Source organism: Pseudomonas sp. KH_017 (assembly GCF_057840285.1).
Window position 1 is genome coordinate 5119433 of sequence record NZ_CM174509.1, and the last position, 12113, is coordinate 5131545.

General features: G+C 60.3%; 10 protein-coding genes and 1 pseudogene. 9 read left to right on the forward strand and 2 right to left on the reverse strand.

The genetic code is table 11. The features are described from left to right. Positions 1-52 precede the first annotated feature (52 nt). The 4 genes and pseudogenes from AC3IT6_RS23260 to gpgD all read left to right on the forward strand — a co-directional run. Positions 53-892 (forward strand): annotated as a pseudogene (locus AC3IT6_RS23260) (HAMP domain-containing protein); the annotation flags it as partial. 141 nt (positions 893-1033) lie between these two features. Then, positions 1034-1798: a methyl-accepting chemotaxis protein gene (locus AC3IT6_RS23265; RefSeq protein WP_489356655.1), complete on the forward strand. Its 765-nt coding sequence runs from the start codon at positions 1034-1036 to the stop codon at positions 1796-1798. A 343-nt stretch (positions 1799-2141) separates the two neighbouring features. Further along, a complete protein-coding gene (gene gpgS, locus AC3IT6_RS23270; RefSeq protein WP_489353084.1) occupies positions 2142-3254 on the forward strand; it encodes an N-acetylglucosaminyl phosphatidylglycerol synthase in 1113 nt (370 codons plus the stop codon). Beyond that, positions 3247-4023: an N-acetylglucosaminyl phosphatidylglycerol deacetylase gene (gene gpgD, locus AC3IT6_RS23275; protein ID WP_489353086.1), complete on the forward strand. Its 777-nt coding sequence runs from the start codon at positions 3247-3249 to the stop codon at positions 4021-4023. The genes gpgS and gpgD overlap by 8 nt, the downstream gene beginning before the upstream one ends. A gap of 242 nt (positions 4024-4265) precedes the next feature. Here gpgD and purU read toward each other — a convergent pair whose 3' ends face one another. Beyond that, on the reverse strand, positions 4266-5114 hold the full coding sequence (gene purU, locus AC3IT6_RS23280) for a formyltetrahydrofolate deformylase (protein ID WP_007993692.1): 849 nt from the start codon (positions 5112-5114) through the stop codon (positions 4266-4268). A 336-nt stretch (positions 5115-5450) separates the two neighbouring features. Between purU and mvaT the strand changes: the two genes are divergently transcribed. After that, positions 5451-5828, forward strand: a complete 378-nt coding sequence (gene mvaT, locus AC3IT6_RS23285; RefSeq protein ID WP_007933316.1) for a histone-like nucleoid-structuring protein MvaT — start codon at positions 5451-5453, stop codon at positions 5826-5828. A gap of 99 nt (positions 5829-5927) precedes the next feature. Here the strand turns inward: mvaT and sbcB are convergent, their stop codons facing one another. Next, positions 5928-7358, reverse strand: coding sequence for an exodeoxyribonuclease I (sbcB, locus tag AC3IT6_RS23290; protein WP_489353088.1), 1431 nt, complete (start codon positions 7356-7358; stop codon positions 5928-5930). Between the two features lie 200 nt (positions 7359-7558). On the opposite strand from sbcB, the gene AC3IT6_RS23295 reads away from it, so the two are divergent. From AC3IT6_RS23295 to AC3IT6_RS23310, 4 genes are read left to right on the forward strand one after another with little or no spacing between them, the layout of a single operon-like run. Further along, entirely contained in the window at positions 7559-8284 is a 726-nt protein-coding gene (locus AC3IT6_RS23295) for an RDD family protein (protein WP_489353090.1), read from the forward strand. After that, a complete protein-coding gene (locus AC3IT6_RS23300; protein ID WP_150726730.1) occupies positions 8281-9258 on the forward strand; it encodes a stage II sporulation protein M in 978 nt (325 codons plus the stop codon). The genes AC3IT6_RS23295 and AC3IT6_RS23300 overlap by 4 nt, the downstream gene beginning before the upstream one ends. After that, entirely contained in the window at positions 9245-10789 is a 1545-nt protein-coding gene (locus AC3IT6_RS23305) for a DUF4129 domain-containing protein (RefSeq protein ID WP_489353093.1), read from the forward strand. The genes AC3IT6_RS23300 and AC3IT6_RS23305 overlap by 14 nt, the downstream gene beginning before the upstream one ends. Next, entirely contained in the window at positions 10786-11949 is a 1164-nt protein-coding gene (locus AC3IT6_RS23310) for a DUF4350 domain-containing protein (protein WP_489353095.1), read from the forward strand. Before AC3IT6_RS23305 ends, AC3IT6_RS23310 begins: the two co-directional genes overlap by 4 nt. The last annotated feature ends 164 nt before the right edge of the window (positions 11950-12113 follow it).

Below are 12113 nucleotides of genomic sequence, written 5' to 3' on the forward strand. Positions count from 1 at the left end.
CTATTTGCAGCGCAACGCCATCCGCGATGACCTGAAAAATTATCTGCAGCAAATGGGTGCAGTGACCGCCAACAACATCCAGACCTGGTTGAACGGACGCAGCCTGCTGATTGAGAACCTGTCACAAACTGTCGCGCTCAACCCCGATGCCGACAACGTTTCCAGCCTGCTTGTACAAAAAGCCGTGACCTCGACCTTCATGGGCGCCTACCTCGGCAGCAAGGATGGCTCTTTCATCATTCGCCCGGACAGCAAGATGCCCGATGGCTATGACCCGCGAGCACGCCCTTGGTACAAGAGCGCGCAAGGCAGCAGCGGTTCGGCATTGACCGAGCCTTATATCGATCTGGCCTCCGGCCAACTGGTGATTTCCATTGTCGACAGCGTTATCAAGGACGGCCAGAACATCGGCGTGGTCGGTGGCGACCTGAGTTTGCAGGTGATCGCCGACAGCCTTGGCACGCTGGATTTCAACGGCATCGGTTATGCCTTCCTGGTCAGTTCCGACGGCAAGATCCTGGTGCATCCCGACAAAGCGCTGGCGATGAAGACGCTCAAGGATGTCTACCCGCAAGACACGCCGGCCATCAGCAGCGCAATCAGCGAAATCCAGGTCGACGGCAAAACCCGCATCGTGACCTTCACCCCGATCAAAGGCTTGTCGTCGGTCAACTGGTACATCGGTCTGTCGGTCGACAAGGAAAAAGCCTACTCGATGCTCAGCGAATTCCGCACCTCGGCTGTGGTTGCGACCATCATTGCCGTGGTCATCATCATCGCCCTGCTCGGCATGCTGATTCGCATCCTGATCCAGCCGTTGCACGTCATGACCCGCGCCATGGCCGACATCGCCGACGGCGAAGGCGACCTGACCAAGCGCCTGACCATCCAGAACAATGACGAGTTCGGCACCCTCGGCACCGCGTTCAACCGATTCGTCGAGCGCATTCACGGCTCGATCCGCGAAGTGTCCTCGGCCACCGGGCAAGTCAACGAAGTGGCATTGCGCGTAGTGGCCGCTTCCAACTCGTCGATGTTCAACTCCGACCAGCAAGCCTCGCGCACCAGCAGCGTGGCGGCCGCCATCAACCAGCTCGGCGCCGCCGCCCAGGAAATTGCCCGTAACGCCGCTCAGGCTTCGAGCCAGGCCAGCGATGCCCGCAGCCTGGCCGAAGACGGCCAGCAAGTGGTGGACCGCAGCATCGTGGCGATGAATCAACTGTCGAACATGCTCAGTGCATCGAGTTCCAACATCGAATCGCTGAACAGCAAAACGGTGAACATCGGGCAGATTCTCGAAGTGATTACCAGCATTTCCCAGCAAACCAATTTGCTGGCACTCAACGCCGCCATTGAAGCCGCGCGCGCCGGTGAAGCCGGTCGTGGATTTGCCGTGGTGGCGGACGAAGTGCGCAACCTGGCACACCGCACGCAGGAATCGGCACAACAGGTGCAAACCATGATCGAGGAGCTGCAGGTCGGCGCCCGGGAATCGGTCAGCACCATGAGCGACAGTCAGCGCCATAGCCAGGACAGCGTGGAAATCGCCAACCTCGCGGGCGAGCGCCTGAACAGCGTGACGCTGCGTATCGGTGAAATCGACGGCATGAACCAGTCGGTAGCCACCGCGACCGAGGAACAGACCGCCGTGGTGGAGTCGATCAACGTCGACATCACCGAGATCAACACGCTGAACCAGGAAGGTGTGGAAAACCTGCAATCGACCTTGCGCGCGTGTTCGGACCTTGAGCAGCAGGCGGCGCGGTTGAAGCAGTTGGTAGGCAGTTTCCGTATCTAGCGCCTGAACGGACCTCTTCGTCGGAACGCCGCCCGGAGCCGGCTCGCTCCCACAAAGTTGTCACTGAACCTGTGGGAGCGAGCTTGCTCGCGATGAGGGCAGCACATTCAGAAGTGATGGGACTGACAGTCCGCTTTCGCGAGCAAGCCCGCTCCCACATTTGATCGGGGATAGCCACAGATCCGCTGGTAAACACATATCCACAAGCGAGCCTGCTCGCGATAGCAGCCTGTCAAACACTACAACCCCCCCGCTGACGCCCCCCACCCGCACAACCCCAACCGAACATCTATCCTTCATATAGGTCAACCAAAGGAGTACCAGGACCGGAGGACCGTTCATCGTGCATATCGCTGACATCACCATGTTCTACGCCCCTGCCAGCGGTGGCGTGCGCACTTATCTGGATGCCAAGCACCGTCGCCTGGGCATCAAACCGGGTATTCGCCACAGTTTGTTGATTCCCGGATCTTCTTTTGGCGCGCAGGATGGCATTTACACCGTTCCGGCACCTGCCCTGCCCTTTGGCAAGGGCTATCGCTTCCCTCTGCGTCTCGGGCCCTGGCGCAATGTCCTGCAAGACTTGCAACCCGATCTGATCGAAGTCGGCGACCCCTATCTCACCGCATGGGCGGCGCTGGATGCACGGCGGCAACTCGATGTACCGGTCATCGGCTTTTATCACTCGGACCTGCCGCTGCTGGTCAGCAACCGCATGGGCCATTGGGTGACCAACAACGTCGAGGCTTATGTGAGCAAGCTCTATGGCAACTTCGACCGGGTCCTGGCACCCAGCCGGGTCATGGCCGACAAGCTCACCGGGCTTGGGGTCAGGAATGTCTTCGTGCAGCCGCTCGGTGTCGACCTGCAAACCTTCAATCCCGGTGCCAGAGACCCCGGGCTGCGGGCCGAACTGGGCCTGGACGAAAACACCCGCCTCTTGATCTTCGCCGGGCGCGGTTCCAAGGAAAAAAACCTGCCGGTGCTGCTCGACTGCATGAAACGCCTGGGCCGACGCTATCACCTGCTGCTGGTTGGCTCGTCGATGCCCACGACCGTGCCGTCCAACGTAACTGTAATCGACGAGTTCTGCCCGGCAGCGCAGGTGGCCCGTCTGATGGCCAGCTCCGACGCATTGCTGCACGCCGGCGATCAGGAAACTTTCGGCCTGGTAATTCTGGAGGCCATGGCCAGCGGTATTCCGGTGGTGGCCGTGGCGGCCGGGGCCTTCGAGGAAATCGTCACCGAGGACTGCGGCCGGCTCTGCACGCCGAACAATCCTGCCGCGATGGCCACCGCCGTTCGAGAACTGTTCGGGTCGGGCAGCGTAGCGCTGGGCCGACAAGCGCGATTATATGTCGAACGGCATTACGCCTGGGATACGGTGGTCAACAGCTTGCTGCGGCACTACCACGCCGTGCTTGGCAGCCAATGGCCGCTGACAGCCAATGGTTGAGTCCATGAACAGTCCCGCTTTACTGCTGGTACTGCACGACGTGGCGCCACCCACCTGGGCCGATTACCAACCGTTCGTCAAAGCCGTCGACGCCTTGGGTGGCGTGCCGATCACCTGGCTGGTGGTGCCGGACTTCCACAAACACAACAATCTGGACGCCCATCCGCAATTTTGCCGCCAGCTCAGTGCCAGGGTTGCCCGCGGCGACGAACTGGCACTGCACGGCTATTTCCATTGCGACGACGGACCGATGACCAGCAATCCCCGCGACTGGTTCATGCGTCGGGTCTACACCCACGAAGGCGAGTTTTACCGTTTGTCGCTGGAAGTCGCCTTCGCCCGCCTGCGTTCGGGTATCGAGATGTTCCACCGGCATGACTGGCCGCTGGAAGGGTTCGTCGCCCCGGCCTGGCTGATGAGCCAAGGCACTCGCCAGGCATTGCGCCAATTACCGCTGAGTTACACCAGTGACTCGCAGCATCTATACCGCTTGCCGGATTTCACCGCGATCGAGGCGCCGGGGCTGGTCTGGAGTGCGCGCAGTGCCTGGCGCCGGGGTGTATCGAAGCTCGTCAGCGACCGGCGTGAACAACGCTGGCAACACGCCCCGGTGATTCGCCTGAGCCTGCACCCGGTGGACATACGCCATGAGTTCTCGCGTCGATACTGGCTACAAACCCTCGAACGCCTGCTCGACAACGGACGGGTGCCAATGACCAAGGCCCACTGGCTGGCGCTGCAAAACGACCGACTGGGCCGTGCCGCCTGAGTCGCGCTCTTGCTGCAATTGCTCCCACAACCGCGCAGCATCAGGAAACTCGGTACCGGTTTCAGACCCCATGTCATCCGGGTCGTAGCGGCTCAGGCAACCCTCGCCCAGCGTGGCGGGAGCCTTGGATGTAGCTTTGTCCAGTGGGTCGGCCATGGTCATGTCCTCGGTGCAGAAACGGCGAAGGGCCTGAAGCGATTGAACGCCCAGGCCCTTCGAATTTCAACTATGCCGCAGGTCCGTCAGAAGACGACGGTCTTGTTGCCGTGCACCAGCACGCGGTCTTCCAGGTGATAACGCAAGCCACGGGCCAGCACCATCTTCTCGACATCACGGCCGAAACGCACCATGTCTTCGATGCTGTCGCTGTGGCTGACGCGTACCACGTCCTGCTCGATGATCGGGCCGGCATCCAGCTCTTCGGTCACATAGTGGCAGGTCGCGCCGATCAGCTTCACGCCGCGCAGGGAGGCCTGGTGATACGGCTTGGCACCGACGAACGACGGCAGGAAGCTGTGGTGAATGTTGATGACCTTGTGCGCGTATTCGCTGCACAGCTCAGGAGGCAGGATCTGCATGTAGCGGGCCAGCACCACCACTTCGGCGTCGTGCTGCTTGACCAGGCGCGAAACCTCGGCGAAGGCCGGCTGCTTGTCCTGCGGATTGACCGGGACGTGGTAGTACGGGATACCGTGCCACTCCACCATGCTGCGCAAGTCATCATGGTTGGAAATCACACAGGAAATTTCGCAGTCCAGTTCATCGCTGTGCCAGCGGTGCAGCAAGTCGGCCAGGCAGTGCGACTCGCGGCTGGCCATCAGGACCACGCGTTTCTTTTGCTCGGTATCGGTGATGCGCCAGTCCATCGAGAACTCTTCGGCGATCGGGGCAAAGGCTTCACGAAACGCTTCGATACCAAATGGCAGGGAGTCGGCACGGATTTCGTGACGCATGAAGAACCAGCCACTGAGATTGTCCGAGTGATGGCTCGCTTCAGTGATCCAGCCGTTGTGTGATGCCAGAAAGTTACTGACTTTGGCAACGATGCCAACACGGTCCGGGCAAGAAATCACCAGACGAAAAGTGCGCATGAGGGGGAAACTCCAGAACTTCGCAAAGGCCGCCATTCTAGCGATTGCGCAGCAAAACTGCAGTATTGTTGACGTTTCGCCCTGCCGGAAGGTCGGTGCAGCAGGTCGGACAGCACCAGTGCCGGTTCGCCCGGATGCTCTAGCGGTGCGGGTCATTTGTTAAATTATGTATATCTGACAGACCTGGACCACACTAATAAATGCATTACAGATGTTCGCCAAAGACACAGCAATTAAATTAAATAAAGTTGGCTTAAATGTTTACTTGATGAAACACCGTGACTATTATTGCCGCACTGTCACCTGCCATCCAGCGTACAACATAAGGTAGTCCACATGTCCTTGATCAACGAATACCGCGCCACCGAAGAAGCTATCAAAGAGCTGCAAGCCCGTTTGAAGAACCTGTCCCAAGACGACAAACTGCAAACCGAGCTGGAATTCGAAGGCAAATTGCGCACCCTGATGGGCGAGTACTCCAAGTCCCTGCGTGACATCATCGCGCTGTTGGATCCAGAATCCAAAACCAAGGCACCACGCGGCGGTGCAGTGAAAACTACCGGCACCAAGCGTGCTCGCAAAGTTAAACAATACAAAAACCCGCACAACGGTGAAGTCATCGAAACCAAAGGTGGCAACCACAAGACTCTGAAAGAGTGGAAAGCCAAGTGGGGCGGTGACGTGGTGGAAGGCTGGGCTACTCTGCTGGGCTAAGCCTCAGAGCTTGTCGCAGACGGATCCGTGACAAAAAATAACGCCAGCAAATGCTGGCGTTATTTTTTGCGGGGTATTTAAACCCTGGCATGTTCGATTTCAAAGACACAAACGCTGGCGCAGTCCCTGGACATAATCCTGCCACTCACTGAGCACCCCCTGCTGAAACGGAGTAGCACTAACGCTCAATTGGGCCGCGGCTTCTACAAAACTTTCAAGGGTATTTGGCGCCCCCCACTCGGGCTCCGACAAACGTTTCTGACAGAATATTCGCCAGCGTTCCTGCTCTTCGGGATTCAACGTCTCGGGAAAGTTGCGTGCGCGATATCGAAACAGCAATTCAGGCAAACGTTCGTCATCGAAAGGCCACTGCTCTTGTGCCAATTGCATCGGGTCAACGGTTCTGACTTGTTCACACAATCGCCGATCCCGATCACCGATAAATCCATCATATAACTGTTGCTCCGGATCCTGGCTCGGGGAAAAATCCTCGCGGGCATAAATCGCCAGGACTTTATCCAGCCAAACTTTCTGCGCGTCATTTAGCCGCAACACCCGCTGCTGATATAGCGCCATATCCAGCCCCAGACGTTGCTGGTCTTCTTTGCGAAGTACCGACAACGGTGCCACCACCGGGCACTTGTTGATGTGAATCAGCTTCAACGGCACCGGCAACTCGCCTTCGGCCAGTTCGTCGCGGCGGGTATACAAGCGCTGGCGCAAACTTTCGGCATCCAGGTCGAACAGGCCCTGGGGATCGAGGTGCAGATCACAGACAATCAGGGCGTTCTTGTTGCGCGGGTGCCAGGCCAGCGGCAACACCACACCCACATAGCTGCGCGCAGCCGAAAATCGCCCGGAAACATGCACCAGCGGTTGCAGCAGGCGTATCTGGTCCATGACTTTTTGCTTGCTGCGCAGTTGAAACAGCCAGTCGTACAGCTTTGGCTGTTTTTCCCGTATCAGGCGCGCCAGGGCAATCGTCGCGCGAACGTCCGACAGCGCTTCGTGGGCATTGCCATGATCGATGCCGTTGGCAGCGGTCAGGCGTTCGAGCCTGAGCGTGACCCGCCCCTCGTCATCGGTCGGCCAGACCAGGCCATCGGGGCGCAAGGCATAGGCGGCGCGCACCACATCGATCAGGTCCCAGCGGCTGTTGCCGCCCTGCCACTCCCGCGCATAGGGGTCGAAAAAGTTTCGGTACAGACTGTAGCGGGTCATCTCGTCGTCGAAACGCAAGGTGTTATACCCCGCGCCACAGGTACCGGGCGCCGCGAGCTGGGCATGCACCCGGGTCATGAAGTCGGCTTCGCTCAAGCCTTGCGCCTGCAGTTGCCCGGGGGTGATTCCGGTGATCGTGCAAGCAGCCGGATGCGGCAGGATGTCATCACTGGGCTGGCAGTAAAGATTGACCGGCTCGTCGATTTCATTGAGATCGAAGTCAGTGCGCAGGCCGGCCATTTGCAACGGACGGTCGCAACGGGGATTGATGCCAGTAGTTTCGTAGTCGTACCAGAAGATGGAGGTCACGGGCGATTCCTGAACTGAAGATCGGCAAAGTCTAGGCGTTCACCTCCCGCCCCGGCCAGTAATCTTGTCATTCAAGCAGCTTGCCCGGCTCACCATGCAATACATAGTTATGTCGTTTCCCCCCGCCCCCGCCCCTCGAATAGGCTGCTAGCATCGAATGGATACACAATCCCGAATAAGGCCACATCATCAGGTTGCCCATGCTCGAGACCACAGCACTGCCAGGGACTGCGCCGCTGTCACCGCCGCTGGATACGCGGTACCAGGTCGAAACGCCGGAGGGCGTTGACCTGCCACTGCGCCCGGCCGGGTTGATGGTCCGTGCGCTGGCATTCTCCATCGATCTTGGTTTGCGCGGCCTGGTCCTGGGCGTGCTGTTCATTGCACTGGCGATGCTCGGCAAACTGGGGGCCGGACTCGGTTCGATCCTGCTGTTCGTGGTGAGCTGGTGGTACATGGTGCTGTTCGAGGTGCTGAACCACGGCCGCTCGCCGGGCAAGCAATGGATGGGCTTGCGGGTGGTGCACGACGATGGCACCCCGGTCGGCTGGTCCGCGTCGCTGCTGCGCAACCTGCTGCGCGTTGTCGACCTGCTGCCGTTCGGTTACTTCCTCGGGGCCATCAGTTGCCTGCAACATCCCCACTTCAAGCGCCTCGGCGATATCGCCGCCGGGACCCTGGTGATCTACCGCGAACAATCGCACACCCGCCCCGAACTCCCCGAAGCCCAGCCGCGTCGCCCGGCCTTTGTCCTGACACTCACCGAGCAACGGGCCATCCTCGGGTTTGCCGAGCGCCAGGGTGAACTCTCCGAAGCGCGGGTCAATGAACTGGCTTCGATTCTTGCCCAACCCTTGCAAGTCCAGCCCCCGCAGGCAGTGACCGAGCTCAACGGCATCGCCCGCGGCTTGTTGGGGCCGGCATGAAGCAAAGCCTTTTTGAAAGCCGGCACAAGGCCGAATGGGACCATTTCTCCCACCTGCTCGAGCAGTTGGAACGGGACGGTAAGGCCACCGACGCCGGCAGTTTCCCGAAGGACTACCGGCGCCTCTGCCAACACCTGGCACTGGCCCGGGAGCGTGGCTACAGCAGTTTCCTGATCGACTCCTTGCAGCAACAAGTGCTGCGCGGACACCAACAGCTTTACCGTCATCGCAGCCGTTTGGGCGCCAACGTGCTGGCATTCATCCTGGCCGACTTTCCGCGACTGGTGCGCGAACAGTGGCGTTTCGTCCTCGCCGCCAGCCTGATGTTCTTTGGCAGCCTGGCCGGTTTCGCGCTGCTGGTGTACCTGTACCCGGACCTGGTCTACAACCTGATCCCCGCCGAGCAGGTCAGTGAAATGCAAAGCATGTACGACCCCGTTGCCGGCCACCTCGGGCGCACGGTGGAACGGGCCGCCAGTGAGGACTGGGCGATGTTCGGCTACTACATCATGCACAACATCGGCATTGCCTTTCAGACCTTCGCCAGCGGTTTTCTGTTCGGCCTGGGCAGCGTGTTTTTCCTGATCTTCAACGGCCTGATGATCGGTGCGGTGGCCGGGCACCTGACCTACGTTGGCTACGGGCAAACCTTCTGGTCATTCGTGATCGGCCATGGCGCATTCGAACTCAGCGCCATCGCCCTGGCCGGTGCCGCCGGCCTGAAGCTGGGCTGGGCGTTGGTCGCCCCGGGGCGCCTGCCACGCGCCGAGGCCTTGCGATTGGCGGCGCGCAAGAGCGTGCTGCTGATCTGCGGGGTCATGCTGTTTCTGTTGATCGCGGCGTTTATCGAAGCCTATTGGTCGTCAATGACCGGCCCGTCGCACCAGACCAAGTACCTGGTCGGCGCGGCGCTCTGGTTGCTGGTGGTGGTTTATCTCGTGTTTGCCGGACGTCGCCGCCATGCGCCTGAGTGACGCCACGGTGGTGATTCGCCCGCGCTCGACCTGGGAAGCCATGGACCTTGGGGTGCTGCTGAGCCAACGCCACCGACGCCTGTTGATGACCAGTTGGGCCTTGGTCACCTTGCCGGTTTTCGCGCTGCTCAGCTGGGGATTCTGGGATTCGCCGTCTCTCGCCGTGTTCATTTTCTGGTGGCTGAAGCCGGCGTTCGAACGCCTGCCCTTGTACATCCTGTCCCAGGCCATGTTCGGTGAAACGCCCACGCTCAAACAGGCCCTGCGCCAATGGCCACGCCTGCTCAAACCGCAATTGCTGGCCAGCCTGACCTGGCGACGCCTGAGTTTGCCCCGCAGTTTCGTGATGCCGGTGGTGCAACTCGAAGGACTGGACGGGCAGCAACGGCAACAGCGTCTACAGGTGCTGTTGCAGCGAAACGCTGGCGCCGCACGCTGGCTGACGATCATCGGCGCGCACCTGGAAGGCGCATTGTGGATCGGTTTGATGGTGTTGTTCTATCTGCTGCTGCCACAACAGGTCGCGCTCGACTGGAGCTGGCAGTCGCTGATCTCGGCGGCCAACCAGGACTGGCACTGGCTGGAACACCTGACCAATGCCTTTTATGCACTGGTGCTGGTGGTCTGGGAACCGATCTATGTCGCCTGCGGTTTCAGTCTGTACCTGAACCGGCGCACCGTACTGGAGGCCTGGGATATCGAACTGGTGTTCCGTCGAATGCGCCAGCGTCTGGTCAGTGCAAGCGCTGTCCTGTTGATGGCCGTGATTGTGCTGATGCCGACCACCCACAACGCATGGGCCGCCGAACCGGCCCTCTCACCCGACAGCCCGCGCTTGCTGGACCAGCCCCTGAGCAGCCAGGCCTCCAGGGACAGCATCAAGACGATCCTCGAACAGCCGCCCTTCAAGAACCGGGAATCGGTCACGCGCTACCGCTTTGGCGAAGAGCAACCGAGTGCTGAAGCCGCGGACGATGGCAAGACACCACAATGGTTGAAGGCGCTGTTAAAGCTGTTTGAGGGGCAACGCTTCGGGGCATTGGCGACACTGATTGAAATCGTGCTGTGGGGCATCGTCATTGGCGCCATCGGCCTGTTGATCTGGCGCTATCGCGACTGGTTGCAGGCGTTCGTCAGCCGACGACCGATCCCCGACATCAAAGCCACACGACCGTTACCGCAGCAGGCATTCGGCCTGGACCTCAAGCCCGAGTCCCTGCCCGCCGACATCGCCACCCGCGCTGAAAGCCTCTGGCAGACCCATCCGCGCGAAGCGCTCGGCTTGCTCTATCGCGCCCTGCTCAGCCGTCTGCTGCACGATTTCAACATCGCGCTCAAAGCCGCCGACACCGAAGGCCAGGTGCTTCGGCGTGTCGAGCTACTGCAGCAACCGGCCTTGCTGGCCTACAGTAAAAACCTGACCGGGCACTGGCAAAACATGGCCTACGGGCATCGCCTGCCACCCGCTCAGGTGCAGCAGGAACTGTGTAATGGCTGGCGCGTTCTGTTCGGCCCTGAGGCTGTCCGTTGAGTCGGCGCTGGGGCTTGATAGCCGGTGCATTGATTGCCGTATTGCTGGCTGCGCTGAGCGTTTATCTGTACCTCAAGGCTACCCCCTACCAGACCGAAATCGACCACGGTCCCTCCCCCGAAGCCAACGCCAACCCTTATCTGGCGGCGGAACTCTTTCTACGCAAACAAGGCCTGAGCGTCGACCATGCCAATGGCCTCGACATCCTGCCCAGTCTCGACCCGCGTCAACGCAGCCTGCTGTTGCTCGGGGACCGCTACAACATGACCCCACGGCAGATCGACCAGCTGATGAACTGGACCCGGGCCGGCGGGCGGCTTCTGTTCGTCGCCGAGTCGCTGTGGGATGAAAAACTCGGCCAAAGCAATGACCTGCTGCTCGATCGGGTGCAACTGCACCAATCCCTGAGCAAAGACCTCAAAGACCCGCCGCCGAATGTCGGCGCAGATCCGTACCCGCAACTGACCAAGCTCTATCTGGAAAACGAAGACGCCCCGGCCTACGCCGGTTTCGATACGGCGTTCCATCTCGAAGACCCGAAAAACCTCGCCCTGGCCTGGGCCAACAGCGCCAGGGCCACGCACATGATGCAACTCAAGCACGGGCAGGGTTCAATCATCGTGGTCACCGATGCCGACCTGTGGAAAACACCGGCCATCGACCGGTACGACAACGCCTGGTTGCTCTGGTACCTGACCGCCGATACCCGCGTGACGCTGATCTTCAACACCGATCACGACAGCCTGCCGACTTTGCTGCTGCGATATTTCCCCCAGGCGCTGGTCGCGTTGCTCGCCTTGATCGGCCTGGGTTTCTGGCACTTTGGCGTGCGTCAGGGGCCACTGCTGGAACCGGCACCGAAATCGCGCCGGCAATTGCAGGAGCACCTGCGCGCCAGTGCCGACTTCCTGTTGCGCCGCAACGGTCAGGCCGGCCTGTTGCAAGCCTTGCAGCAAGACATCCTGCGGCGCGTGCGGCGTCGCCATCCCGGCTTTGAACAACTCGGCGTTGCCGAACAATGGTTGGTGCTCGCGCGCCTGACCGGCCAACCCACACGCGCCATCAGCCAGGCCATGAGCCCGCGACCGAAACAACGGCTTTCCAGCGTTGAGTTCAGCCGCCAGGTCGCCCACCTGCAATCCTTGAGGAACGCCCTATGATCTGGTACCTAACAAGTGTTAGGTATCAACAATAAATCCTCAGGTGGGCAAGAAGGCTCGCTCCTACTAGCTGTTCGAGGCTACCTCCGGCAGTTGCAGGTGCGAGCCACATTTGAGTCGACCTCTCATCGTCTGCATTGGGTTGAATCCACAGCCGAAAGCGG

Bases quoted from the DNA above. Each gene is read 5' to 3' on its own strand.
- purU (WP_007993692.1), bottom strand. From the start codon at position 5,114: ATGCGCACTTTTCGTCTGGTGATTTCTTGCCCGGACCGTGTTGGCATC.
- AC3IT6_RS23265 (WP_489356655.1), top strand. From the start codon at position 1,034: ATGTTCAACTCCGACCAGCAAGCCTCGCGCACCAGCAGCGTGGCGGCC.
- mvaT (WP_007933316.1), top strand. From the start codon at position 5,451: ATGTCCTTGATCAACGAATACCGCGCCACCGAAGAAGCTATCAAAGAG.
- AC3IT6_RS23305 (WP_489353093.1), top strand. From the start codon at position 9,245: ATGCGCCTGAGTGACGCCACGGTGGTGATTCGCCCGCGCTCGACCTGG.
- AC3IT6_RS23295 (WP_489353090.1), top strand. From the start codon at position 7,559: ATGCTCGAGACCACAGCACTGCCAGGGACTGCGCCGCTGTCACCGCCG.
- gpgD (WP_489353086.1), top strand. From the start codon at position 3,247: ATGGTTGAGTCCATGAACAGTCCCGCTTTACTGCTGGTACTGCACGAC.
- AC3IT6_RS23300 (WP_150726730.1), top strand. From the start codon at position 8,281: ATGAAGCAAAGCCTTTTTGAAAGCCGGCACAAGGCCGAATGGGACCAT.